Origin of the sequence: Acinetobacter terrae (assembly GCF_002135195.1) — a bacterium.
GTDB lineage: Bacteria > Pseudomonadota > Gammaproteobacteria > Pseudomonadales > Moraxellaceae > Acinetobacter > Acinetobacter terrae.
The window spans coordinates 20696-46818 of sequence record NZ_NEGF01000006.1 but is presented as its reverse complement, the minus strand read 5'-3'; the positions used below and the strand labels follow the sequence as shown (position 1 = coordinate 46818).

Genomic DNA, 26123 nt, shown 5'->3' with positions numbered 1-26123 from the left:
GCATTCTTTTAGCAAAAAATCAGCTATAGAAAAGTCACTGTTATTTAGTTTCAGTGATTTGGAACACCTGGCGTAAATAAGCAAGGAAAGTATCGTTATCGGTCATGGTTTTTCCGGGACTATCGGAAATTTTAGCCACCGACTGACCATTACATTCCACCAGTTTCAACACAATATTCAATGGGGTTTGCCCCAAATCATTGGTTAAATTGGTACCAATACCAAAGCTCACCTGGAAGCGATCTTTAAAGTACTGATGCAAATTCCATGCTTTTTCCAAGTTTAGCCCGTCACTAAAGGTCAGCATCTTGCTTTTGCTGTCCACTTTTAGTTTTTTGTAGTGTGCATAGGCTTTATCGCCCCATTCGTAGGGATCGCCACTGTCATGACGCAAACCATCAAACAGTTTGGCAAAATACAAATCGAAGTCGCGCAGGAAGGCATCCATTCCGACCACATCAGTCAAGGCAATTCCTAAATCACCACGATATTCCTGCACCCAGGTTTCCAGAGCCAGTTTTTGAAAATTACGTAACCGCACATCTAAAGCTTGAAAGGCTTGCAGGAACTCATGTGCCATGGTGCCAATTGGGGTAATTCCCAGTTCTTTGGCAATTAACACATTGCTGGTACCACGGAAAATATAGGGCGAGGCTTGATTAAACTCGGTAATGACATGTTTCTGCCAGGCATAACTATAACGACGACGAGTACCAAAGTCGGACACCAAGAAAGGTGGATCATTCGGATTTTGTTCTTGTTCGTACTTTTTAAGCAAAGCCACTTTGGCCTGCAAACGACGTTCACCTTCTGCCAAAACTTCAGGAGTGCGAATACGGCGGAAATACAATTCGTTAACCAGCGCCAGTACAAAGATTTCAAACATCATCGCTTGTACCATCGGGCCTTCAACCCAAATATCCAAACGGCCTTGATCATCAATACTGGCTTTAATAAAGCGTCGTTTCAGTTGGAATAATTCTAAGTAATCGACAAAGTCACTTTTAATAAAACGCAAGCTACGTAAATATTGCAACTCATCTTCTTTAAACTTGAGCTGACATAAATAATCGAGCTGCTCATTCAAATCATCCAAAATATCCGTGAGTGGATAAACGGTATCTTCTAAATTACGACAACGAAAATGGTAGACGCTATGGGTTTGAGGAAATTTATGCAGAACCACCTGTAACATGGTGAATTTATACAGGTCGGTATCTAATAAGGAATGAATGATTGCGGACATATAACTTTCAGTTTTTATCAACTATCCGCATTAAAGCATATTTTTTTCACTATAAAACCAATGTTTTCGTAAATACAAGAAACTATTGAATAAGTTATATCTCATTGATCAATGACTAAAATAACATTTACTCTTTTCAAATCACTCAAATCCGTCTTAAAAATAAACTTAACCATTTTTAAAAGAGTGTCTCTAAAGCCCAGACGATAAAAAGATACTTTCATCTTTATCCATTCATTTTGATTTTTTAAATTCACCTATACAAATCACGAGTTTTTAAAGCCTTTGAGCACGTATTTGCTACAATTCACAGCAAATTTGAAATAACTGATTTGGTTAAATTATGCGTGCATTATTGCAACGAGTTCTTGAAGCAAAAGTTGTGGTCGATGGTGAAACCACCGGTGAGATTGAAAAAGGCATTTTGGTGTTTCTGGGTCTAGGTAAAGAAGACAATCTGGAAAAGGGCAAAAAGCTGATCGACAAGATCTTGAAATATCGTTTTTTTGATGATGAACAAGGCAAGATGGGCTGGAACGTCAGCCAAGCGGGTGGCGGATTATTATTGGTTTCGCAATTCACCTTAATGGCTCAAACACAAAAAGGCTTGCGTCCTGACTTTGGTCCAGCGATGCCACCAAGTGAAGCCAAAGCACTTTATGAACAATTGGTTGAATATGCCAAATCACAATTTGAGAATGTGCAAACCGGCATTTTTGCAGCCGATATGAAAGTACATTTAGTCAATGATGGACCTGTGACCTTTAACCTGGAAGTTGAATAAACGACGCAAGATATTAGCCATTAAAAAAGCCCTCGAATGAGGGCTTTTTGCTTTAATCCTCCCCTCTTGCGAACTCAGAATATATTCTGAGGATTCTCACCTTTTTAACAGGAGGGGAACGAAAGGCATAAAATCTTATTTACCGGTTTTTTCACGAATAAATGAACGAACCAATTTCATTTTTTCTTGTACTGGTTTAGGCAATTTTGGTGGAATCAATTTGGCTACTTTGTTAAACCAAACCAAAAGACCAAAATCGCCTTCCATTTTAATAGTGCCATTTTGCATGCCTGTCATGAAAGCGGTTGGATCGCCTTTCATTAAGGTTTTTACGCCTTGCTCACTGTCTGCAAACTGCAAAATGAAGTCAGCTTTTTCAGCATCGCCAGACACAGTATCAATTTGTCCATTGTTTACGATAATTTGACGCGCAACACCCAAATCTGTACCAATTTGAATACGGAATTGGCGTTCATGAACTAACTCAATAAATTTTGGACTGGTACGAGCCAATTGCTTCATACGCAAAGCCAAGCCCGCAACTAATAAATCAAGCGGATCCGTGCTTACATCGACCAGTGGTAATTTTACGACAGGAATCGAAGATAGTTTCATGACATTTAAGCCTATTGTAATTGTTGGAAAATTGACGACTTATCCTAACATAAGTTATGTTTTTTGAAGTAAGGCTTTGTATAACAATATTGAACGAACAAAAAAAAAGATGTGCTCCTGGCACATCTTTTTTAGAATTCTTGAATACTTCGGTTTAACGGCTTGAGCAGTGCTGCTGGTCTTCTTCATATACAGGTGTATGTTCAATACAACGTCGTTCAGTTAAGGCACGTTCTGCACGACGATCTTCGCGTAACAAAAGCATGACCACCACAACCATTGCTGACATTAACGCAGTAAGATAGCTATAGGTCATGGGCAATTCAAATACCACTTGTGTACTGAAGCGGACAACTTCAATCAATCCCCAAAACAGCATACCTGCGAACATAAAGCTTAACAAACGACGATAAGGCGAGAAGAAAACAGCTATCAAAGCAGCCGCAATCAAGCTTAAGCCTACGATGGTCGCTAAATTCGCTGTAACCATAAAAACCTCCGTCTAAGATAAGATTTGGACATTGAATATTTGTCTAAACCTGATTCCCGATACCGTTAAATAAATGATGAATATGTCTATATCAATCTCTATGCAAGCATTATGCGTAGTTTTTTAAAGAAAAAAAGTCTTGTATTTTCAGAAAGCGACACACCTTGTCGCAACATTATTTTGTCATTACATTTTTTTATTTTTAACTTTTTCTGGAAGTGAGATGGGCAAGGACTTGCCGTGTCATTACAAAAAAACAACGCCTTAAAAGCATTAAAAAAATATTTTTTACGAACGGATTGATTGTTGTTTTTATCAGCAATTCAATTCAACCGCTCATCGTATTTTGACTCTTTTTACAACGAAAAACGCGACATCAATGTCGCGTTTTGTCAATAAACTTCAATAGTTAGGTGTGATGGTTAGGCACGACTCAGGTCTTTATCGTGCACACCGAGTAGATATAAAACACCATCTAAACCGACGCTTGAAATGGCCTGATTTGCATTTTGGCGAACCAAAGGTTTTGCACGGAATGCCACACCCAAACCGGCAATGGACAGCATCGGCAAATCATTCGCGCCATCCCCTACAGCAATGGCTTGTTCCAGTGAAATGCCCATGCGTTCAGCAAGTTCACGCAGTAAAAATGCCTTACGTGCCCCATCGACAATATGACCTTTAACTTCGCCTGTAACGATGCCATCTTCAACATCCAGGCAATTGGCATGGACTTCATCGATACCCAATTTTTCTTGCAGGTATTCAGCAAAATACTGGAAACCACCTGACAGAATAGCCGTTCGATAACCCAATGCTTTCAAAGTAGAAATCAGGCGTTCTGCACCTTCTGTAACGGTTAAGCGTTCTGCAATTTGAGGTAAAACAGAAGCATCCATGCCTTTTAACAAGGCTACACGGGCACGGAAGCTTTGTTGGAAATCAAGTTCGCCTTGCATCGCACGTTCAGTAATTTCAGCGACTTGCTCCCCCACCCCTGCTTCAATCGCCAACTCATCAATGACTTCTTGTTCAATCAGAGTGGAGTCCATGTCAAAGCAGACTAAACGGCGATTACGACGGTAAGCATTATCTTCTTGAACTGCGACATCGACATTAAGTTCAGTCGATAAACGCAGGCAAGATGCACGCATTGCAGTAGCATCCAACATTTGTCCTTTCAAACCAAATTGTACGCAAGAGCGTTTTGGTCCATCGGCTTGACCCGTCAGCTTTGGACGTTCCGACAAACGCGTTACGGTTTCAATATTAAAACCTTGGTTAGACACAATATTGGTGACTGCTTGTAATTGTGATGCGGTTAATTCTGGTGCAAGTGCAGTCACGATATAACGGGTCTGCCCACCCTCACTGACCCATTGATCATATTCTGATGTAGAGATTGGTTTAAAGCGCACAGTTAAACCAATATCATGTGCTAGAATCAAGATCTCCTTCATGGCTAATGCTGTAGCAGTTTGGTCATCTGACGAAACAACAATACCTAAAGTCAGTTGGTTGTGGATGACGGCTTGTCCAACATCCAAAATTTGTAAGGAATGTACGGACAATACCTGCATTAATCGTGTAAATTGATTAGGCTGGTCTGGTCCCAAAAATGATATAAGAATGATTTCTCGCATGAATTGACTCGGATCTGAGCTACAACTATTGTAAGAATCATAATCGAATTTGAATATAAATGCCTTGGAAGTTTACGTTGAATGCGCCTAGACAAGGGCTATTTGCTAGCCTACTGATTGTAAGTTTTGCTTTACACACCTTTTTACTGGTACTTGCGACGACACACCAACTGAATGCAAATCGCGCCAGTCAGGGACAGCTGATGACCACGCAACTGGTCACAGACAGTCTATCCGAGCTTGAACCTGCCAATACTGTGTCGTTAGCATTATTAGCCGACCGTTATGCAACCAACCCGAGTGTTGCCTCTATTCGTATTTTAGATGCGAATAATCAGGTACTGGCAACAGGTGGCCTAACCAAGACACGTCAAGGTGAAGTCTTTGTTCGTGAAGCACTGCAAAATGAAAAGAAAGTCGGCACGATTGAAATCACTTTAATCCAATCCAGTATTGGTGAAATTTTACGTACCCAATGGCTGGCGATTTTATTATCGCTGATGATTCACGGTCTATTATGGTTAGCTTATCGTGCGATTGCCCGTCCAAGTCGAACTGAATATTTGGCACGGATCAATAATGAATCACGTCTAAAACATGAAATTCAAACCTTGACCCAGGCTTTAGAACAAGAGCAACACAATGCCGCTGTCGCAGTGGCTCAAGCACAGCATAATGCCCAAGCAAAAAGCAAAACTAAAGAATCTAAACCTGTCGTCCTTGATGACAATTGTGTTGCATTAAATATTCAGTTTTATGATCCAAAACAACTTCTGGATTCGGTCAATAAAACAGTATCCGTTCCTTATTTCAATTTATGTCAGATTTTCCTGAATAAAACGGCTGAATTGTGTGTTCAACATTACAAATTAAACAGTTCAGATATTTCAACCGTACATAAATTTGATGAACATGGTGCAACCATCAGCATGTCGGTAGAAACACCCAATGCAGTGCAATGCTTGGTAATGATCAGTACCGTATTCCAGTTATTGTCAGATGTATTGTACAAACGCTATCGTGAAGAAAAGCGCTTTGTTTTACAAACCCGTAGTGCAATTTCAAGTCATGTCGAGGCTATGCACCTGACTCCTGTGCAAGCGGCAGAACGTCTGGTTCAACAGTTGGCGGCAAAAGAAAGCGCAATTCATTTACCGAATGAATTACTCAAAGATATTTCCGACCGTTACCAGTTGGTCAGCCTGCCAAATCCAACCAATGTACTGACCCGTCATGCCTTTATGATGAACGGGATGGACAGTGAAGTGGCAGAATTGGCACAAACGTTCAGAACTGAAATTTTAAAAGCCAAACAGTCCAAAGCTTCTTAAAATGGATTCATAAAAAAGCCGAGCTGATGTGCTCGGCTTTTTTTCGTCTATTGAAAATAGAGATTTTATTAAACCACTATTTCATTTTATTGACTTTACTGGCCCAATACGTCGCCAATGCAGGTCCTGAAATGTTATGCCATAAACTAAAAATAGCACTCGGCACAGCAGTAATCGGTGATGCCGCAAAATGCACCGCAGCCAAAGCGACGCCCAAACCCGAATTTTGCATGCCGACTTCTATGGCAATGGCTTTACTGTCAGCATAAGGCAGTTTAAACAGTCGACTTGCCCAAAAACCCAGTAAATACCCCAAACCATTGTGTAACGCGACCACGCCTAAAATCAGTAAACCTGATTCCAAAATTTGTGCCTTACTGCCCCCAATAATGGCAGCCACAATGGCAACGATCGCAAACACAGAAATAAGCGGCATCACTTGAATGTAAGCATCTACTTTTTGTTTCAGCACTGAACGAACGATTAAACCCAAAATAATCGGGAAAAGTACAACCTGCAAAATTGAACCCAGCATTGACATGGCATTAATTTCAATCCATTGACTCGCTAGCAGATAAAAAATTGTAGGCGTCAACACAGGTGCTAAAATGGTTGAAACAGAGGTACATGCGACTGATAAAGCGGTATTGCCTTTAGCCATATAGGTAATCACATTCGATGCTGTTCCGCCCGGACAGCAGCCCACCAGAATCACACCAATGGCAATTTCGGGTGGCAACTGAAATAATTGACACAACAGATAAGCCAGTCCCGGCATCACCACAAACTGTGCTACAACACCAATCACCACTGCTTTGGGACTTTGTAACACCCCTTTAAAGTCATCTACCGTCATGGTCATGCCCATTCCGAACATGATGATGCCGAGCATCCAGGTGATATAGACTTTAAGCCAGACAAAAGCTTCAGGCACAATTAAAGCGATACCCGCGAACAGCACCACCCATAGGGCAAAGGTTTTTTGAATAAATTGCGTAAAGCGCAAAAAAGCTGACATGATTCAATCCAATATTCATTCTAGCATCTGGTCTAAATGTTACCTTCTACAACAAGCACGAAGAAATTATTGATGATTCCTTTCGCCTAACTGCACACTTTATAATGCCTGTTGCTGAATAATATCTTTGACCAAAATACGTTTTACCCCTGCTGCGAGCATATCTTGCCAGGCATGTTGCAATGAACCATCGAGGTCAATGCCCTTGGTTGCATCTGAAACTACATAAGCCTTAAAGCCTAATTTACAGGCATCGATTGCCGTCCACGCCACACAAAAATCTGTCGCAATGCCGACGATAAACACCGTATCAATGCCACGTTCTTTTAAATAACCCGCCAAACCGGTTGTAGTCTTTTGATCCGCTTCCATAAAGGCAGAATAACTGTCGATATGCGCATGGAAACCCTTGCGAATAATCAATTGTGCAATAGGTAAGTTAAGTGCTGGATGCAGTTCTGCATCTGGCGTGCCTTGAACACAATGCGCAGGCCACAACACTTGGGTTCCATAATCTAATTTGATGGTTTCAAAAGGCTGTTTATCTGGATGGTTTTCAGCAAATGAAATATGATTTTCTGGATGCCAATCTTGGGTAATCACAATATTGTCAAAACACTGCGCCAATTGGTTAATGTTCGGAATGATTTGATCCGCATGTGCTACGGCTAAATTACCCCCCGGGGTAAAACCATTTTGTACATCTACTACAATCAAAGCGGTATTTTTTTGCATAATTCGCAGTCCATTATTTGCATGTTGTCATTTTTGTTAAGCATATAACAAAATAAATGGCAGTATTGAGGCTTGGCGCTAAAAATAAAATGACTGTGGATTGAAATAATAAAGCGACTTGGGCAAATTCGATCCCATGCATTTTCGATACTAGGCATGTTCAATACTATGCATGTTTAATCCTATGCATGATTCAAAGCAGAGGGGAGATTTTCGATTTGTTTGCGGCTAAAGGATAGAAATAAATTTTAAGTTAAAAAAATAGCCCGCAATCTGCGAGCTATTTTATACATCAAGAAATTAAGCTTGAGTTTGTAAGCGACGAACCAGAATCAACATAAATACGGCTGAAATTACGATACAAGGAATGGCTGCCGAGATGACCCCTGCTGCACCAAAACCTGCGGCAAGTAACTGACCTGCAATTGTGGGCCCAAGCATTGCGCCAACACGTCCCACGGCTGATGCCATACCAACACCTGTTGCACGCACTTCAGTTGGGTACACGATACTACCGAAAGCATAAAGTACACCTTGGCAACCAATAACGAATGCACCAACCAATGCCGAAGCCATATACATTTGTGTCAATGAACTTGCTGCATTCAAGCAGAATAAACCTGCCAAAATACCACCGTACATTAAGATAATTACGTACGCTTTTTTCCAGCGATCCGTCAGCATACCGAGCACAATCGTACCAACTGTTGCACTCATCATGAAGAAGAACTGTGCAGTACTACCCTCTTTACGGCTAAAGCCCAGTTCCATAAACAATGAAGGCAACCAGCTCAACATGATGTAAACCACCATCAATGTGAAGAAGTAGCTCACTGAAATTAAACAGGTGCGCATCACGTTCTGGCTATTGAATAAATCTTTAAAAGAACCTTGAGTCGTTACTGTAGTCGTTTGAGTTGTATTTTGCGCTTTTAAAAATTCACGTGATTCTGGTAAGAATTTAATCATGATTGGAAGCACAATAATCGGCAGCAAACCGCCTAAATAGAAAATGTTTTTCCAATTTGAACCAAAATCCAGACTCGCAATGTAGGACAAAATGGCTGCACCTACAGGCATACCGCAATACATCAACCCCACAGCACGACCGCGGTTTTCAGGTTTTACGGCTTCAGAAGCAAGGGTAATCAAGTTTGGCATTGCCGCACCTAAACCTGCACCCGCTAAAAAACGAACCAGTAAAAGGCTGTTAAAACTGTTTACCCATACGGTACATAAGGTAAATAAGGCAAATACTGCAACCGACCAAATCAGCACCTTTTTGCGACCAATACGGTCCGAATATCGTCCACCAATCAGCGCTCCAGGTAATAAACCCAGAATCCCTGCGCTAAAAAACACCCCCAATTGAGAACTATCTAAGCCAAAAGATTCACGAATACCGGCTGCTGCAATACCTGCCGCTTGAATATCCAATCCTTCAATCACCGCAATTAAAAAACAAATCGCGACGGTAATGACGGAATGTCTGTTATCTGATCTTTCCATTGGAAAATCCTTGTTCAATCAGTGTCCAAAATAGAACTCCATCATCTATGAGTCTGGAAATACAAATAACTACCAATAAGTTGAACAATCTCTAGTTTATGAACAAAAATAATGGATATTTAACGCTTTTAAACCCAATAACGCATAGTCGCAAAAACACTTAATCGCGATTAATCAGCACAAAAAATTTAACACGACAATCAGGATTTTAATTCTGAAAATCATCCTGCGCGAAAATGGTAAAAATAGATTAATAGTTTTAACTGATTATTCCTCAAGTTTTTGATGATGATTTTTATCATTTAAACTCTTAGTTTATATAGCTTTTAAGTCTATGCTCATCTTTATTAAATCTTAAATCCTGATGTTTTTACCCGGAATTGCCGATGTTGTTGGCTTTAAAGCACTTTTATGACAGCTTTAGCGGCACTTTTGAACTACACCAACCTGACACTTATAATGATGCTGATTAAAATTTTAGTGGAGTCAGATTTAAAAAAACCTGACTTTTGTATTGTTCAGTAAATTTTTCCATTGCTTTTCATAAAGTTTTTATATGGTTTGACTAAAGCATATTGTTCTTCATCGTTTGTTCGTTCATAATTTGCATAAGCATTATTCAATTACGCTCAATCGTAGTGAAATTGCTATAAATCAAAATACGCACCCATCCAAATTTATGTTTTTCTACCTCAGCCGGATGGACAAATAGGATATTTTTTCAAAATGACTCAGCAAGCACAGATCATCCAAGGTTCAATTGTCGCAATCGTCACTCCGATGTTTGAAGATGGCAGCGTAGATTGGAAGGGTCTAGAAAAGCTCGTTGAGTGGCATATAGCACAAGGTACCAATAGTATTGTTGCTGTAGGCACAACTGGTGAAGCTTCAACCTTAAGCATGGCAGAACACACCAAAGTCATCGCCGAAATCATTCGTGTAGCCAACAAACGTATTCCTGTGATTGCAGGTACGGGTGCGAACTCGACCCATGAAGCGATCGAACTCACCAAAGAAGCCAAAGAACTGGGGGCCGATGCAGCGCTCCTGGTCACGCCTTATTACAACAAACCTACACAAGAAGGCTTATATCAGCATTATAAAGCTATTGCTGAAGCCGTTGATTTACCACAAATTCTTTATAATGTACCGGGTCGTACTGGCGTCGACATGTTAAATGAAACGGTGATTCGCCTTGCCGACATCCCGCAAATTATTGGGATTAAAGACGCAACCGGTGATGTACCTCGTGGTCAAGCGCTGATTGAAGGATTACGCGGTAAAGACATGACCGTTTACTCTGGTGATGATGCCACTGCATACCAGTTGATGGGCTTCGGTGCAAAAGGCAACATTTCTGTGACTGCCAATGTGGCACCGAAAGAAATGAGCCAGATGTGTGCTGCTGCACTTGCAGGTGATGCAGAACGCGCTGAAGTTTTAAATAATAAAGTTGCAAATTTACACAATATTCTATTTTGTGAATCCAACCCAATTCCTGTGAAATGGGCACTTCATGAAATGGGATTAATTGGTACCGGTATTCGCTTACCATTAACTCCTCTTGCAGAACAATATCGTACACCGTTGCGTGAAGCACTGAGCGCTTCTGGTGTCATTAAATAAAGAGCACAACACTATGCAATTACGTTTTGGTTTAACCCTTGCACTTTCAGCATTCAGTTTAGTGGGTTGTAGTTCAATGGGAATCAGCAATGGTTCACTGGATTATAAAAATACTGCAACCCTTGAACCCCTGAAATATCCTGAAGGCTCAATGGTTCGACCTGCAACGCCATTGTATCCGTCTCCGATGGTTGACCCACTTGCAATTGAACATGCGCCTCAGCTTGAAAATAAACGTGGCAACCGTTTTGCTCTACCTCGCCCTGACAAAGCTCAGGCAAATGCGCCAACAGATAGCCAAGATGACAGCACAAATGTCAGTCGTCCACAATTAGTACGTGATGGAAATCAAAATCCATTGCTCAAAATTGATGGAAATTCTGCTACAATTTGGCAGTACACACTTGCTACCCTCAGCAGCCTTAACCATACCATTGTTGGTCAAAGTAAAAATCGTTACGAAGTAACTATTAAGGTCGATCAACAGATCTATGTATTAAGACTGACGTCTGTAGGAACAAGCAACAACATAGCTGTGTTCAATGCCGATAATAGCTTTGCAGACCAAGAAAAAGCTGCAGAACTGTTAACCCAGATTTACCAAAATTGGCCAGCCTAGTCGTACTAGGCATTTTTTTTTGAAAAAGGTTCCCCCATGTTGAAACAAACCTTGCTCTATACTGGTAAAGCGAAATCTGTTTATGAAACAGACAGTGCAGATCACCTAATCCTAGTCTTCCGTGACGATGCATCTGCATTTAACGGCGAAAAAATCGAACAGCTGGATCGTAAAGGCAAGGTGAACAACCGTTTTAACGCCTTCATCATGGAAAAATTGGCTGCTGCTGGCATTGAAACTCACTTTGAAAAACTTCTTTCTCCGACTGAAGTTTTAGTGAAAAAATTGAAAATGGTTCCTGTTGAATGTGTGATTCGTAACTACGCAGCAGGTAGCTTGTGCCGTCGTTTAGGCGTGGAAGAAGGTAAAGAGCTTGTTCCGCCTACTTTCGAATTGTTCTTCAAAGACGATGCTCTTGGCGATCCAATGGTCAACGAATCTCAAGCGATTGCTTTGGGTTGGGCGACTGCTGAACAACTTGAACAAATGAAAGTACTGACTTATAAAGTAAACGGCGTACTTAAAGATTTGTTCGACAAAGGCAACATGCTGCTTGTTGACTTCAAACTTGAATTTGGTGTGTTCCACGACCGTATTGTTCTTGGTGATGAATTCTCTCCAGACGGTTGCCGTCTATGGGACAAAGACACCAAGAAAAAACTCGACAAAGACCGTTTCCGTCAAGGTTTAGGCGGCGTTGTTGAAGCTTATGAAGAAGTAGCTACACGTTTAGGTATTGATCTTTCTGATATCTAATCAGTACGCTGATTCAAAAAACCGAGCCTGATGGCTCGGTTTTTTATGTTCCATTAAATCGTAAAAATAAATGTTACTAATAAAAATGATCGTTTTTACATTGTTAAGTTAAGCCCGTAATATAATTTGTATACCAAGCAACATCGGAATTGAATCTTCCTCTGATGCCTTGCCGAGCAGATTCCTGTTTACCCTCTAGGATGTATCTCCCCTAAGACATCCTATTTTCCGCCCAACTCGCTCTGAGTTGGGCTTTTTTTTATTGCTGCTGTTGTTCCTGCTGCCAGCGACGTTGCTGAAGTTTTTCACCTTCCACTTCACGTTTATTCCGCGCAGACTCATACAACTTGGTGCCTTTCAATTCAGGCGGCAAATATTCTTGCAAGACAAAATGCTCAGGATAATTGTGAGGATAGAGATAATCCACGCCATAACCCTGCTCTTTCATCAATTTGGTCGGTGCATTGCGTAGATGCAAGGGCACGGGTAAATTCGCAGTTTTTTCAGCTAAATCTAAAGCCTTATTAATGGCTAAATAGGTACTGTTACTTTTGGCACTGGTTGCCAAATACACGGCACACTGCCCCAAAATAATCCGGCATTCCGGCATGCCCACAGCTTGTACCGAACGGAAACATTCTCCTGCAAGAAGCAGTGCATTCGGGTTCGAGTTACCAATATCTTCAGAAGCGGCGATCAGCATACGACGTGCAATAAAGACCGGATCTTCGCCACCTTTGAGCATGCGTGCCATCCAATATAATGTCGCATCCGGATCACTACCGCGAATCGACTTAATAAAAGCAGAAACCAGATCATAATGCTGCTCACCGGATTTATCATAGCGGGCAATATTTTGCTGCGCAACTTTCACCACAATGGCATTGGTAATGACATTTTCAAGTTCTGGTTCAAAGGTGCTGGTGATGAGATCGAGTAGGTTAAGTGCCTTACGCGCATCTCCCGCAGCAAATTGAATTAGTGCTTCATATTCTTCAATTTGAATAGAGCGTTCTTTTAAAAAAGCATCATTTTGCAGTGCTTGATTCAATAAGGTCTGAATCGCATCGGCATCTAAAGCATTCAGGCTATACACCTGACAACGTGATAACAACGCACTATTCACTTCAAAAGAAGGGTTTTCTGTGGTTGCACCAATCAGCGTGATTTTGCCTTTTTCCACTGCATTCAATAAGGCATCTTGTTGTGACTTATTAAAACGGTGAATTTCATCAATAAACACCACAGGTTTGAGTAAATCCCCACTTTCAGCAATGATTTCACGGAGTTCTTTCACGCCTGTATTCAAGGCAGATAAACTGACAAAAGTTCGATCAACCGCCTGCGCAAGCAGCAAAGCAATGGTGGTTTTCCCGACTCCCGGCGGTCCCCAAAAAATAATCGAGGGTAAATGCCCTTGATCAATCATTTGGCGTAACGGTGCCTGATCACCTAATAAATGATCTTGACCAATAATTTCTGATAAATCACGCGGACGAAGCCGTTCAGGAAGTGGAATATGACTATCTGACATCTTGTTATTTCTTGAGTGTGCTTAAAACAAGTCTACTATGTAATTTTAATATCGCGTATTTCAATTGAAATGTTTTACAAAAAAATCATACTGTTTTTTAAAAGAATGGGCAATATTATTGATCATTATTGTGTCTGTTGTCTGAATTTACTTTTAAATAGAACTAAGTAGATTTACTGTGATAATCAAAATTAAGAAAAATATGCTTAATAATTCCACTTCTTATTTATGAAGTACATAATCATTGCGTGAAATGCATGACGCTTTTTGACATTTTGGTCGTTTTTAATGGGTGAGCTGCATGAAATATATTTTCAAAAACAAGCCAGTACCGCTTATACAGAATTTTAAAATTAAGCCAGATCACACCACTCAAGCCAATAATGCTCAATTAAATACAAAAAATTTAATTCTTCAAAATGTATTAGATCAATTACCGCAACTTATTATTAAGCCGATTAGATTAACGCACCCAACGGACAATATATTCTTCAAGATCATCTTCATTGACTTCGACTTCTGAAATACAGCGCCCTGCTGCCGACTTTTTCGCTTTAATCACACTCTCACGTGTACCGGTATTTAAATAATGCCAAGACGGTAATTTCTTGCCTTCTTTTAAGCGGCGGTAAGCGCAACTTGGTGGTAACCAGTGAATCGTGGCTAATTTTTCAGGCGTCAGTTGAATACAATCAGGAACATAGTCAAGACGCTGTGCATAATTGCTACAACGCGCTGTTTTACAATCTAAAAGTTTGCACGACACTTTGGTATAGGCCACTTCGCCGAGTTCTTCATCTTCCAGTTTGATCAGACAACATAAACCACAGCCATCACAAAGTGCCTCCCACTCGGTGGGATTCAGTTCCGCTAAAGGATATTTTTTCCAAAATTCCGGACGTAATTGTTCAGTCATAAAACTAAAAAGAAGGAGAAGTTAGGCATTATTATAACGTGTTCAAGTTCACAATGTATGGATGTTATTTTTACTTTGAATCATATATTTACTGTCAAAGTGAACATTTTTTAAACACAAGCATAACACTTTTAGGAATTTCTACGCCCTATACTGAATCTACTTTGAAAACAACAACACATGGAGAAAGCTTATGTTTCGTTGGGCGATTATTTTTGCAGTGATTGCACTTATAGCCAGTCTACTAGGTTTCGCTGGTGTCGCAGGTTTATCTAAAGATTTTGCAATTATCTTACTCGTCGTTGCGGTTATTTTAGCAATCGTCGGCTTCCTTTCCCGAGGAAAAATATAATTCCTCATGTTTAAAAAACATATTAAATCTCGTCAAAAGAGCCTATTTAGGCTCTTTTTTCATATTAAAAATTCAGCTCTTGCATCATAAAAAAACCTGAATTAAATTGAGCAAAATTAAAGTAATTTTCACCCATTTAATTCAGGTCACTCTTTCAGGATAAAGGATAGATTCTTTATCTATTCCTTATGGTCTTAAATGACGTGGTCTAAACCCGGTTACGAGCAGACCAATCGCATAAGCTAAAACGCCCACCACACAAAGTCCGATTACTTCGAAAACACGAATCCATTGCGAAACATCGCCGTTATACCAAGTTAAGGCATACCAAAGTGCAGCGATCATGATTGCATTGGCAATGGCAAACTGTAGGAAAAGTTTTTTCCAGTGCGCCCCAAAACGAAAAATATTGCGTTGGTGCAGATAAAAATACAGCATCCCGGCATTCACCAGTGCAGAACCTGAAGATGCCAAGGCCAATGCCATATGTTCTGCTTCCCAATGAATCAATTTAAAGAAGCCAATAAAGATCACGTTTAAAATCGCATTGGCTGCAACAGCCATTAAGCCTACACGAACTGGTGTTCGGGTATCTTGTTGCGCATAGAAACCTGGAGCAAAGACTTTAATCAACATAAAGGAAATCACCCCTGCACTCATACATTGCAAAGCCAATGCCGTCATTTGAGTATCTTCAAGGGTGAATTGCCCGCGTTGGAATAGTGCTTGAATGATTGGAGTCGATAGCATGAACAAGGCAATACTGGCGGGAATACCGACCAGCATAATTACTTTGGCCGCCCAGTCGATCATGCCACGGAACTTCGTTTTATCTTGCTCGGCATGACGCATAGAAAGCGATGGCAGGATAACCGTACCAATCGCAACACCAATTAAACCTAAAGGTAATTCAGTCATACGCTCGGCACTGTATAGCCATGACACTGAACCGTCTTGCATGAAGGATGCCCAGATGGTGTTCAGCAGCAAATTGATTTGCGTCACCGAAACGCCAAAGAGTGCAGGCAGCATCAGTTTCATTATGCGATCCACACCTTCATGTTTAAAATCAACTTTAGGTGGAATCAGCAGATTTTTACGCCATAGCTCCGGGATTTGAATGGCCAGTTGCAATACCCCTGCAACCACGACCGCCCAACCCAAGGCCATAATCGGTTCAGCCATATATGGCGTTAACCACCATGCCCCTGCAATCATGGTGACATTCAGTAAAACTGGCGCAAAGGCAGGGGTCGAAAATGAACCATAACTGTTTAAGATACTGCTCGCAAAAGCAGTCAGCGACATAAATAACAAATATGGAATCGTCAGACGGAACATATCCGTGGCTAAAGCAAATTTTTCCGGATCACTATGAAAACCCGGTGCATAGATATACATAATTGCAGGGGCAGCAACCATCGCAATAAAAGTTAGCAGGGTCATAAAGGTTGCGAGACAACCAAATACCCGACTAATCAGAATTTGAACTTCAGCATGCGTTTTCGTGGTTTTATATTCGGTTAAAACTGGAATAAAAGCTTGTGAAAATGCCCCTTCGGCAAACAGCCGCCGAAAGAAGTTCGGGATACGAAAGGCAACCACAAAGGTATCGAAATCTTTACCTGCACCAAACACATTCAGCAAAACCACATCTCGGACTAAACCCAAAACCCGAGACAACATGGTCATTGCACTGACAATAAAGGTCGACCGCCACAGCGCCATCGTTTCCACCTAGTCTTAAAATAAGTCGCTATTGTAAAGAAACTCCACAGGAATTTCGTTGTTAAATCATAAAGTCGAACAGCTATTGATCTGCTTTGCATTGTTGGATTAATGCTCTGGTTTTCGGCCAATCAAAAAATGGACCCGGATCAGTTTTACGTCCTGGGGCAATATCTGAGTGCCCGGCCAAATGTTGTAATATCTTCGGATAGGTTGCCTGTAATGTTGCAATCACTTCTGCCAACAGGCTGTATTGCACCTCTTCAAAAGGCTGGTCATCGCTGCCTTCAAGCTCAATGCCAATCGAATAATCGTTACATTCTTTTTTAGCTAAATAGCTCGAACGTCCTGCATGCCAGGCGCGATCATTGAAATTCACGAATTGCAAAACTTCGCCAGTGCGCAAAATTAACAGATGTGTCGAAACCTGCATGCCTTCAATGCTCTGAAAATAAGGATGCTTTGACCAATCCAGCTGATTTTGAAAAAACTGTTCAATATAGCCGCCACCAAATTGTGAGGGGGGCAAACTGATATTATGCACCACCACCAACTGAATTTCGGCGTGTTCGGGACGTTGATTATAGTTCGGGGATGGTACTTGCCTTGCACCGATTAACTGACCATCGATGACCTGAAAAGACGGTGCCTGTTGCATATTCCTATCCTGAGTCTTATTTTCGCGTAAGTAGATGATTTTAGCGCAATCCTAAAACTTTAAGCTTAAAATCTCAAATTCCAAAGATAAAAATGCGTTGAAAAAACATTTCTTTTAAATGAACAATGCTAATATAACGCGCAATTTCCATGGGTTAAAAAAGATACGGAATTCTAATGAGCATATCTCAATCTTTGTTGGAACACGCAATCCAGATCAATATTCAACAGGCTTTACAAGAAGATATTGGCGAGGGTGATATCACCGCTTTATTGACCCCTGAAGATGAGCAAGCCACTGCAACCATCATTAGCCGTGAAGACATGGTGCTTGCTGGTCAGCCTTGGGTCAATGCACTCATTCAAGCTTATGATGCCAATGTGCAAGTGACATGGCTTAAAAATGATGGCGAGCGCGTACAAGGCAATGAAGCCTTTTTGAAATTAGCCGGTTCGGCACGTAGCTTACTCACGGTTGAACGTCCTGCGCTGAATTTTGTACAAACACTGTCTGCGGTAGCCACTAAAACAGCTGAATATGTCAAACAATTAGAAGGTTTAAATACCAAATTGCTAGATACCCGTAAAACCCTTCCCGGCTTACGTATTGCGCAAAAATATGCTGTCGCCATTGGGGGGGGGCAAAACCATCGTCTCGGTTTGTTTGATGCCTTTTTGATTAAAGAAAACCACATTATGGCAGCGGGCGGTATTGCGCAAGCAATTGCCAAAGCACACAACATTGCACCGGGTAAGCCTGTGGAAGTTGAAGTAGAAACTTGGGATGAACTGAATCAAGCCCTAGAAGCCAATGCCGATATCGTGATGCTGGATAATTTCAGTCAACAACAAATGATTGATGCGGTTAAGCATGTTGCCGGTCGTTGCAAATTGGAAGCTTCGGGCAACATCACCATTGAAAATTTACGTGAAGTAGCCACGTCTGGTGTCGACTATATTTCGATGGGGGTTTTAACCAAGGATGTCAAAGCGATTGATTTATCTATGCGCTTTAATGCTTAAGTCTGCTCAGTATCATTTTGCGGTTTAGATTTTTGTTTAGAGGTTGAATCCTGAATTTCACTGGATGGTGTGTTCTGTTGCCAAGCGGATTGGATCGATTCTTGTTCTGAAACCCTTGGATCACTGGTCATCAGTGCCAGAGTTACCACGGATACAACCAAGATGATGATATTTAACATCTGATGCTCCTGTAAATAAGCATCAGTCTAGCCACTGAATATGAACTGGATCTTAAGCCTGCGTTTCAAAAGGGGCGGAAATTGCAGCATTTTTGTATCAAGCTTTTGACTAATCCATAAAAAAACGCACCTTAAGATGCGTTTTTTTATTTTCAAATAAACAACTTACCAGCCTAAAGCTTCCTGTTGTTTTTTAATCAATTCTTGAATGCCTTTTTCCGCCAATTCAAGCATCTCGTTACATTGTGCACGAGTAAATGGTTTTTCTTCAGCAGTACCTTGCACTTCAATAAACTCACCTGCTTGTGTCATCACCACATTTAAGTCAGTTTGACAGCTTGAATCTTCTTCATAACAAAGATCCAACAACGCTTCGTCTTGGTACATACCTACAGAAATCGCAGCCACCAAGCCTTTCAGTGGATCTTGCTTGATTTTCTTTTTCTCTAGCAATACATTCATCGCATCAATAAGAGCTACGGCTGCACCGGTAATAGATGCGGTACGTGTACCGCCATCTGCTTGAATCACATCACAGTCAATTGTAATGGTGTTTTCACCCAGTTTTTTCAAATCCACCATGGCACGTAAGCTACGACCAATCAGACGCTGAATCTCTTGAGTACGGCCACTTTGTTTACCACGGGCAGCTTCACGGTCACTACGGGTATGGGTTGAACGTGGCAACATACCGTATTCAGCGGTTACCCAGCCTTGTCCCTTGCCTTTAAGGAAACGTGGCACCGAATTATCAATACTTGCAGTACAAAGAACTTTAGTATGACCAAATTCAATCAATACTGAACCTTCCGCATAACGCGTATAGTTACGGGTAATTTTTACGTCACGTAATTGATCTAAAGTACGTTGGTCGATACGCATAATGGGTTCTCTTTGGCTAAAATTCATTGCGGCTTAGTATAACAGAAGCAAGCTAGAAGGTTTTGCCGGGACATTGTCCATTGGCAAAAACCATAAAATCATGCTGCTTTTATTTAGCCATCAGTTGAATGAAACACCCATTATGCACGACCTCAAAATCCCTCTCTATTTCACTTTAAAAGCGAAATAATGTTTTTAACTTTTGTTTGGATTGCACAACCGAGGCAGTCCAAGAGTTTGGTAATGAACATTTGGCTAAACGTACCCAAACACTGCCAAACTGTTTCATGAAACTGGCTTCATTATAGTTAATTCCATACTCTGCGCATAAGGCACGAATTTTCGGTGCAGCTTCTGCATAACGATTAGCAGGCATATCCGGGAATAAATGGTGTTCAATTTGATGACTCAAATTACCACTTAAAATATGCAACCATTCTGTGCCAGTAAAATTACTCGATCCGCGAATTTGGCGTAAATACCATTCCGCACGGGTTTCATTTTCAGTATTGTCCAGTTCAAAGGTTTCTGCATCTTCAGTGAAGTGACCATTAAAAATGACCGCTGATGCCCATAGACTACGAATCACATTCGCTACAGCATTGCCGGTAAATACCGGGATGGCATTTGGACCGGCAATTAATGGGAAAAATACATAATCTTTGGCTACCTGACGTACCGCTTTTTTACGGAATTTCGCTGACTCGATCCAAACCTCTTTCCAGGTTTTGGTTTTATAGACAATCGCATCTTCTAAATGTAAATTTTGTAAGCCCACATACCATTCAAAAAACACCATTAGCTGAATGGTTAAAGGAATATTGAATAAAAAACGCGGTTCCCATTTTTGTGACTCACTGACACGAATCAGGCCATAACCGACATCATGGTCTTTGCCGACAATATTGGTATAAGTATGGTGAATATAGTTGTGCGTATATTTCCAGTCATCCCCAGTCGACATGGTATCCCAGTCATAATTGGCACCATTCAGATTCGGGTCATTGAGCCAGTCAAACTGACCATGCATCACGTTATGGCCTAATTCCATATTTTCCACGATTTTGGACAGCCCCAACAAACCGGTACCCGCTAACCACACCGGTGGAATCCAGCCGCCGAACATCAACATTCCGCGTGACGCAATTTCGCTATAACGGACAAAATCACGAATTTTATAAATGTATTTGGCATCTTGCTCGCCAATGCTGTCCATAATGTCACGGCGGATCGCATCGATTTTTTGCCCTAATTCAGCAATTTGTTCAGCACTCAAATGTCTTGATTTACTATTTTCTGGAAACTTAACTGACATATTCATTGTTTTTCTCCGAAGCGGGAATCAGGCACTGCTTTTGTACAAAGTGCGAGAAGTCGCTTAAATGCCCTAAAATTATTGTATTTAAAGGTTGATCACGACCGGACTGACGGCTTGGCTAATACACAACTTAATTTGGGTATTGCTATCGTGGTCAATTTCACCGGTAAGTAAGTTTTTGGTTGAGCCGCTGACTTTAGTACAGGTACAGGTATTGCAAATCCCCATACGACAACCATGTGCCGGCTTCAAACCTGCCTGTTCAGCGCTTTCAAGTAAATTGGTTTTTGCTTCAAACTCTTGTTGTGCACGTAAAAATACCACCGGTTGCACTGCTGCTTTTTCATCCACAACTATCTGAAAATATTCCTGTTTTAATTGATTAGCAATACCCAGCTGTTGATAAATCTGATTCAGGCTTTGCATCATGCCTTTGGCACCACAGGCATAACTCTGGCGTTGCCCGAAATCCGCAACTGTACTTTCAAGCAGTTCTACACTTAGATGTTGTTTCTGTACAAGTGTATTGAAATGGTGATACTGAAACTGTGAATATTGTTCTGACAATTGCTGTAATTCGGTATGAAAAGCGTCATCACGGGTAAAATACAGCAGATCAATTTGACTCAGGTTTTGACTGAGTGCCTGTTGTAATAGCGAATAAATCGCTGTGATGCCACTACCTGAAGCCAGTAATAGAATAGAATCTTGAGATGACGTTAATGTGAAATCGCCCTGAACTTGAGAGATTTCCACCACGCTGCCCACTGCCAAATGGGTTAAGGCATTGGATACTTTACCCTGACGTTTCACTGCAATCACGATGTTGCCAGTCTCGGTGATTTTCACAATCGAATAATTACGTTGCTGACGAACACCTGCAATCACTAAAGTCACTAAAATACTTTGTCCAGCACGAAACGCTTTTGTATGAAAGTTATGATTTGGCTGAAGCTGAATTTGATAAAAGTCTTCACTCAGCATGTTTAGCTCAACAATACTGGCTTTCACTTTTTTCCATGCCCAAACTGGATTCACTTTTTCAGCAATAAAATCGACGAAATCTTCTCGGATCCATTGCGGTTGGTACTGCATCACATGACTCATATGAGGTTCCTCTTTTTTATTGCTGGTTATTTATTTGAGTGTACAAGTGTTCTTACAGTGAACACTTGTACACTATAATTATTTTTTAATTCAGTCAACACATGTTCACTGACATTCGTCGTTTAATTTGTTTTTTTTTGATAGACTTCATGCAGAATTTTTTTAGGGTAGTCGAATGTCGATACGGGATGAGCGTAAACAACAAAGCCGCCAAGCACTTTTGGATGCCGCGCTTGCTTTAAGCACGTCTGGACGTTCTTTTAGTAGTATCAGTTTGCGTGAAATTGCTCGTCATGTAGGGCTGGTACCTACTGCGTTTTATCGCCATTTTCAAGACATGAATGAGCTTGGACTGGAATTGGTCGATCAAGTTGCCCTGCATTTAAAAGGCATTTTGCATCAACTTGGACAAGCCTATATCTATCAACCCAACACCAAAGCGAAAATCAGCCTAGACCTGTTTTTCCAGGCGGTTGAGCATAATCCTGAACCTTGGGTATTTATGATTGCCGAACGCTGGGGTGGATCAGAAGTAATTCGTCAGGCCATTGCACGGGAAATTAATTTTTTAATTGAAGACTTGGCCAATGATTTATGCAAAATGGAAACTGTACAGCACATCCGCAATGTACAATACCTGCAGGTGATTTCTAATATTTTAATTAATTTATCCTTTACCTGGGCGATGACCTGGATGGACATCAATCGTCACTATCAAGCCGAAGAACGTTTAGAACAACAAAAACAATTTAAATTACAAACCATGACTCAGGTGCATGTGATTTTTCGTGGTATCTCGAACTGGGATACTTCAAAGACAATCACTGAGTAATTCACTAAAAATAAAACGTAAAAAAACCCGCAATGAACGGGTTTTTTAGCGCATAAAACTTATTTCGCTTTACGTTCTTTTTCCACCAGGTAGCTCACCACTTGAGTCACTTTAGCATCTTCACCTTGAACTACATATTTACCATTCACAACCACTGCAGGAACACCGCTCAATTGATATTGCTGTGCCAATTTCTTAGATTGCGCTACTTTTGAAGTAATCGCGAATGAATTAAACATGCTGTTGAATTTTGCTTCAGGTACGCCATATTTCACAAAGAATTTAGCTTGTGATTTTTGGTCAAAAATCTGTTGACCACCCGCATGAATCGCATGGAATAAAGGCAAGTGAGTTCTCTTGCGAACGCCTAATGCTTCAGACACATAATAACCGCGAGCACCTTGCTCCCAGACTGGATTCATCGCAGCAGGTGTACGCACAAAGTTGACATCTTTAGGAATTTTTCTGAGCCAAGCTTGCATATGTGGCTCTAATTTAAAGCAGTGGGGGCAGCCGTACCAAAAGAACTCACGTACTTCAACTTTGCCAGGAACTTCAACTTTGCCCGGGTTGGCAACCACGGTGTAATCTTTACCCGCGACAAAATTGGCAGCCATTGCCGTGCCTGAAAAGGCAAAAACAGCAGTAGCAAGACTACCTAAAAGGAATTTTTTCATTGAACTTATTGTCCTCTAAATCGTTATGATTAATTTATGCGATTACTATAAATCAATTATGCCGAATTCGTTTTCATTCTGTGAACTTTTTTAAGGCTTTTATCGCTTTTTTGAGAATAAACGCTACACTAAGCCCCTATAACTTTTTTTAAAATATAACGACTTGATTGAGGTGGTACCGATGTCGCAATTGAATGTTGATCCACAAGAAATTGCCAAATTTGAAGCATTCGCAGCCATATGGTGGGATCAGCATTCTGAGTTCCGTCCACTGCATCAAATTAACCCTTTACGCTTAAATTGGATTGATGAACATTCAGGTGGCATTGCCGGCAAAAAAGTCCTCGATGTCGGCTGTGGTGGCGGCATTCTGTCTGAAAGCATGGCACGTCGTGGTGCCCAGGTTTTGGGTATCGACATGGGTGAAGCACCCTTAAATGTGGCACGTATCCATGCAGAACAAGAAGGCGTTGAAAATATTGAATATCGCCAGGTTCCAGTAGAACAATTGGCTGAAGAACAAGCCGGACAATATGACGTGGTCACTTGCATGGAAATGCTGGAACATGTACCCGATCCAGCATCGATTATTCTAGCTTGCCAAAAGTTGGTCAAACCGGGTGGCCATGTGTTCTTCTCGACCATTAACCGTAATCCAAAATCTTATTTATTTGCGATTATTGGCGCGGAATATGTGTTACGTATGCTAGCTAAAGGCACGCATGATTATCATAAATTCATCAAGCCTTCTGAACTTGCGCATGACATCCGTAGTGCGGGTTTAAAACTAAAAGATATGACCGGTTTACATTTCAATCCGATTACCAAACGTTATTGGCTGGCGCCGAATGTGGATGTGAACTACATGGTTTATACGGTAAAAGAAGGTGCCTAATGAAAGCTGTACTGTTTGACCTAGATGGCACCCTGATTGACACCGCGGCCGACTTTATTCGCATTATTCAAGACATGTGCCGCGATAAACAATGCGAGATCGTGGCTGCAGATTTGATTCGTACCCAAGTGTCTGAAGGCGCACGTGCCATGGTAAAACTGGTCTATCCGGAACTGGATGTTGAAGACCCAGTTTTCCTTGCGCATAGACAACGTTTTTTAGACTTGTATGGTGAAGATATTGCCGTGGATACTGATCTGTTCGAAGGCATGTATCCCCTGCTTGAAGAACTGGAAAGCCAGGATATTCCTTGGGGCATTGTCACCAATAAACCACGTTGGTTAAGCGAATCCTTGCTTAAAGCACTGAACTTGACTGAGCGCTGTGCGGTTCTGGTTTGCCCTGAAGATGTCAGCAAAACCAAACCCGATCCTGAACCGATGTATCTGGCAGCCAAGCACATTCAGATTCAGCCAGAAGACTGTATCTATGTCGGCGACCATCCGCGTGACATTGATGCCGGCCGTAACGCAAATATGTACACTATCTTGGCGGGCTATGGTTATTTACCATTGCAACACAAAGATGACTTAACAGCATGGCAAGCTGATTGTATAGTCAACACAGTTGCCGAATTACATCAAGTGATTAATCAGTTGGTCTCATCAACGCAACATAATAATTCTCTGATTTCATAACGACATAACAATATATAAACGAGGAGGTAGGCAATGAAATATTCAGAATATCAACCTCGCCCCGATCTGTTAAAAGATCGCATTATCCTGATTACAGGTGCGGGCGATGGTATTGGTCGTGCAGCTGCAATTAGCTATGCCCTGCATGGGGCAACCGTCGTACTGCATGGACGCACTTTAAATAAGCTTGAAGTCATTTATGATGAAATTGAAAGCCTGGGTGCGCCGCAACCGGCTATTTTGCCTTTGCAACTCTCCAGCGCCTCTCCTCGAGACTATGAGTTACTGGTCGATACTTTAGAAAAACAATTTGGTCGCTTGGATGGCATTTTGCATAATGCCGGTATCCTGGGTGAACGCACAGAACTTGCCCATTACCCGATTGATGTCTGGGATGATGTGATGGCGGTGAATCTGCGTGCGCCATTTTTACTCACTCAAGAACTGTTACCCCTGCTGCATAAATCAGAACATGCCTCTGTGGTTTTTGCCAGCTCTGGTGTAGGTCGCGAAGCACGTGAGCGTTGGGGCGCATACTCGGTATCAAAAATTGCCATTGAAGCGGTGAACAAGATTTTTGCCAAAGAAAATGTTTATCCAAATGTGCGATTTAACTGTATTAATCCGGGAGCAACACGTACTGCAATGCGTGCCAAAGCCTATCCAGATGAAGATCCGAAAACCTTAGCAACACCTGAAATGATCATGCCGGCTTACCTGTATTTAATGGGTGATGACAGCTTACATCTGAATGGTCAAAGCATTGATGCACAGGATTAATCCTTAAAAAGATCAAAAGGGAGTCATGCTCCCTTTTTATTTTATTGCCGCTCCATTAAGGAGAAAATTTTCAGATAAATAAAAACTTATAAATCGTATTTTTAAATAACTTTCATAATAATATTCGTTTTTCCAAATCAGTAAAATAAGCCTATGCTCACTCCTATTGAAGA

The 26123-nt window shown here is 41.2% G+C and carries 27 protein-coding genes; 11 read left to right on the top strand and 16 right to left on the bottom strand.

The features are described from left to right. Positions 1–40 precede the first annotated feature (40 nt). A complete protein-coding gene (pncB, locus tag B9T23_RS08365; protein ID WP_067725357.1) occupies positions 41–1246 on the bottom strand; it encodes a nicotinate phosphoribosyltransferase in 1206 nt (401 codons plus the stop codon). Positions 1247–1589: 343 nt separating this feature from the next. Between pncB and dtd the strand changes: the two genes are divergently transcribed. Beyond that, positions 1590–2030 (top strand): D-aminoacyl-tRNA deacylase, encoded by a 441-nt coding sequence (dtd, locus tag B9T23_RS08360; RefSeq protein ID WP_067725355.1) that lies wholly within the window; start codon positions 1590–1592, stop codon positions 2028–2030. 135 nt (positions 2031–2165) lie between these two features. On the opposite strand, the gene B9T23_RS08355 is transcribed toward dtd, so the two are convergent. The 3 genes from B9T23_RS08355 to serB all read right to left on the bottom strand — a co-directional run bounded on the left by B9T23_RS08355 (position 2166) and on the right by serB (position 4778). After that, complete coding sequence (locus B9T23_RS08355) at positions 2166–2645, bottom strand: SCP2 sterol-binding domain-containing protein (RefSeq protein ID WP_067725353.1); 480 nt, start codon at positions 2643–2645, stop codon at positions 2166–2168. A gap of 154 nt (positions 2646–2799) precedes the next feature. Then, positions 2800–3135 (bottom strand): ciprofloxacin tolerance protein AciT, encoded by a 336-nt coding sequence (gene aciT, locus B9T23_RS08350; protein ID WP_086193774.1) that lies wholly within the window; start codon positions 3133–3135, stop codon positions 2800–2802. A gap of 422 nt (positions 3136–3557) precedes the next feature. Further along, on the bottom strand, positions 3558–4778 hold the full coding sequence (serB, locus tag B9T23_RS08345) for a phosphoserine phosphatase SerB (RefSeq protein ID WP_067725348.1): 1221 nt from the start codon (positions 4776–4778) through the stop codon (positions 3558–3560). Positions 4779–4855: 77 nt separating this feature from the next. Here serB and B9T23_RS08340 point away from each other — a divergent pair, with 77 nt between their 5' ends. Beyond that, positions 4856–6109 carry a hypothetical protein gene (locus B9T23_RS08340; protein ID WP_086193883.1) on the top strand — a complete coding sequence of 418 codons (1254 nt, stop codon included), beginning with the start codon at positions 4856–4858 and terminating at the stop codon, positions 6107–6109. A 76-nt stretch (positions 6110–6185) separates the two neighbouring features. On the opposite strand, the gene B9T23_RS08335 is transcribed toward B9T23_RS08340, so the two are convergent. The 3 genes from B9T23_RS08335 to mhpT all read right to left on the bottom strand — a co-directional run bounded on the left by B9T23_RS08335 (position 6186) and on the right by mhpT (position 9371). Beyond that, on the bottom strand, positions 6186–7127 hold the full coding sequence (locus tag B9T23_RS08335; protein WP_086193773.1) for a bile acid:sodium symporter family protein: 942 nt from the start codon (positions 7125–7127) through the stop codon (positions 6186–6188). A 99-nt stretch (positions 7128–7226) separates the two neighbouring features. Further along, a complete protein-coding gene (gene pncA, locus B9T23_RS08330; protein WP_086193772.1) occupies positions 7227–7862 on the bottom strand; it encodes a bifunctional nicotinamidase/pyrazinamidase in 636 nt (211 codons plus the stop codon). Positions 7863–8162: 300 nt separating this feature from the next. Then, on the bottom strand, positions 8163–9371 hold the full coding sequence (gene mhpT, locus B9T23_RS08325; RefSeq protein ID WP_086193771.1) for a 3-(3-hydroxy-phenyl)propionate transporter MhpT: 1209 nt from the start codon (positions 9369–9371) through the stop codon (positions 8163–8165). A gap of 726 nt (positions 9372–10097) precedes the next feature. Here mhpT and dapA point away from each other — a divergent pair. From dapA to purC, 3 genes are read left to right on the top strand one after another with little or no spacing between them, the layout of a single operon-like run. After that, positions 10098–10997 (top strand): 4-hydroxy-tetrahydrodipicolinate synthase, encoded by a 900-nt coding sequence (gene dapA, locus B9T23_RS08320; RefSeq protein WP_086193770.1) that lies wholly within the window; start codon positions 10098–10100, stop codon positions 10995–10997. Between the two features lie 13 nt (positions 10998–11010). After that, positions 11011–11616 carry a lipoprotein-34 precursor (NlpB) gene (locus tag B9T23_RS08315; protein WP_086193769.1) on the top strand — a complete coding sequence of 202 codons (606 nt, stop codon included), beginning with the start codon at positions 11011–11013 and terminating at the stop codon, positions 11614–11616. Positions 11617–11652: 36 nt separating this feature from the next. Further along, a complete protein-coding gene (purC, locus tag B9T23_RS08310; protein WP_067725336.1) occupies positions 11653–12372 on the top strand; it encodes a phosphoribosylaminoimidazolesuccinocarboxamide synthase in 720 nt (239 codons plus the stop codon). Positions 12373–12631: 259 nt separating this feature from the next. On the opposite strand, the gene B9T23_RS08305 is transcribed toward purC, so the two are convergent. Both B9T23_RS08305 and B9T23_RS08300 read right to left on the bottom strand, forming a co-directional pair. Next, a complete protein-coding gene (locus B9T23_RS08305; protein ID WP_086193768.1) occupies positions 12632–13906 on the bottom strand; it encodes a replication-associated recombination protein A in 1275 nt (424 codons plus the stop codon). Between the two features lie 463 nt (positions 13907–14369). Next, the gene (locus B9T23_RS08300) at positions 14370–14822 is read right to left on the bottom strand and encodes a YcgN family cysteine cluster protein (RefSeq protein ID WP_086193767.1); all 453 of its coding nucleotides are present in this window, start codon (positions 14820–14822) and stop codon (positions 14370–14372) included. A 193-nt stretch (positions 14823–15015) separates the two neighbouring features. Here B9T23_RS08300 and B9T23_RS08295 point away from each other — a divergent pair, with 193 nt between their 5' ends. Next, entirely contained in the window at positions 15016–15174 is a 159-nt protein-coding gene (locus B9T23_RS08295) for a DUF1328 domain-containing protein (RefSeq protein ID WP_067725328.1), read from the top strand. 186 nt (positions 15175–15360) lie between these two features. On the opposite strand, the gene murJ is transcribed toward B9T23_RS08295, so the two are convergent. Beyond that, positions 15361–16911, bottom strand: a complete 1551-nt coding sequence (gene murJ / locus B9T23_RS08290) for a murein biosynthesis integral membrane protein MurJ (RefSeq protein WP_171263080.1) — start codon at positions 16909–16911, stop codon at positions 15361–15363. 73 nt (positions 16912–16984) lie between these two features. Continuing rightward, on the bottom strand, positions 16985–17560 hold the full coding sequence (gene ampD, locus B9T23_RS08285) for a 1,6-anhydro-N-acetylmuramyl-L-alanine amidase AmpD (protein ID WP_086193765.1): 576 nt from the start codon (positions 17558–17560) through the stop codon (positions 16985–16987). Between the two features lie 176 nt (positions 17561–17736). Between ampD and nadC the strand changes: the two genes are divergently transcribed. Then, on the top strand, positions 17737–18582 hold the full coding sequence (gene nadC / locus B9T23_RS08280; RefSeq protein ID WP_086193764.1) for a carboxylating nicotinate-nucleotide diphosphorylase: 846 nt from the start codon (positions 17737–17739) through the stop codon (positions 18580–18582). Here nadC and B9T23_RS08275 read toward each other — a convergent pair. From B9T23_RS08275 to B9T23_RS08260, 4 genes are all read right to left on the bottom strand, one after another. Next, positions 18579–18761 carry an ABZJ_00068 family colistin stress protein gene (locus B9T23_RS08275; RefSeq protein WP_086193763.1) on the bottom strand — a complete coding sequence of 61 codons (183 nt, stop codon included), beginning with the start codon at positions 18759–18761 and terminating at the stop codon, positions 18579–18581. The two genes, nadC and B9T23_RS08275, sit on opposite strands and share 4 nt — an antisense overlap. Positions 18762–18926: 165 nt before the next feature. Then, positions 18927–19643 (bottom strand): ribonuclease PH, encoded by a 717-nt coding sequence (gene rph / locus B9T23_RS08270; RefSeq protein ID WP_067725320.1) that lies wholly within the window; start codon positions 19641–19643, stop codon positions 18927–18929. 175 nt (positions 19644–19818) lie between these two features. Beyond that, entirely contained in the window at positions 19819–20964 is a 1146-nt protein-coding gene (locus B9T23_RS08265) for a fatty acid desaturase family protein (RefSeq protein WP_086193762.1), read from the bottom strand. A gap of 81 nt (positions 20965–21045) precedes the next feature. Continuing rightward, positions 21046–22068 carry a ferredoxin reductase gene (locus tag B9T23_RS08260; RefSeq protein WP_086193761.1) on the bottom strand — a complete coding sequence of 341 codons (1023 nt, stop codon included), beginning with the start codon at positions 22066–22068 and terminating at the stop codon, positions 21046–21048. A gap of 175 nt (positions 22069–22243) precedes the next feature. On the opposite strand from B9T23_RS08260, the gene B9T23_RS08255 reads away from it, so the two are divergent. Then, positions 22244–22900 carry a TetR family transcriptional regulator gene (locus tag B9T23_RS08255; RefSeq protein WP_086193760.1) on the top strand — a complete coding sequence of 219 codons (657 nt, stop codon included), beginning with the start codon at positions 22244–22246 and terminating at the stop codon, positions 22898–22900. A gap of 59 nt (positions 22901–22959) precedes the next feature. Here the strand turns inward: B9T23_RS08255 and B9T23_RS08250 are convergent, their stop codons facing one another. Continuing rightward, positions 22960–23577 (bottom strand): thiol:disulfide interchange protein DsbA/DsbL, encoded by a 618-nt coding sequence (locus tag B9T23_RS08250; RefSeq protein ID WP_086193759.1) that lies wholly within the window; start codon positions 23575–23577, stop codon positions 22960–22962. Between the two features lie 181 nt (positions 23578–23758). Between B9T23_RS08250 and ubiG the strand changes: the two genes are divergently transcribed. Genes ubiG through B9T23_RS08235 form a run of 3 tightly spaced genes read left to right on the top strand, consistent with a single transcriptional unit; the run spans position 23759 to position 25950 of the window. Next, entirely contained in the window at positions 23759–24472 is a 714-nt protein-coding gene (gene ubiG, locus B9T23_RS08245; protein ID WP_067725310.1) for a bifunctional 2-polyprenyl-6-hydroxyphenol methylase/3-demethylubiquinol 3-O-methyltransferase UbiG, read from the top strand. Beyond that, the gene (locus tag B9T23_RS08240; RefSeq protein ID WP_086193758.1) at positions 24472–25170 is read left to right on the top strand and encodes an HAD family hydrolase; all 699 of its coding nucleotides are present in this window, start codon (positions 24472–24474) and stop codon (positions 25168–25170) included. Before ubiG ends, B9T23_RS08240 begins: the two co-directional genes overlap by 1 nt. A 33-nt stretch (positions 25171–25203) precedes the next feature. Next, on the top strand, positions 25204–25950 hold the full coding sequence (locus B9T23_RS08235; RefSeq protein WP_067725307.1) for a YciK family oxidoreductase: 747 nt from the start codon (positions 25204–25206) through the stop codon (positions 25948–25950). Positions 25951–26123 lie beyond the last annotated feature (173 nt).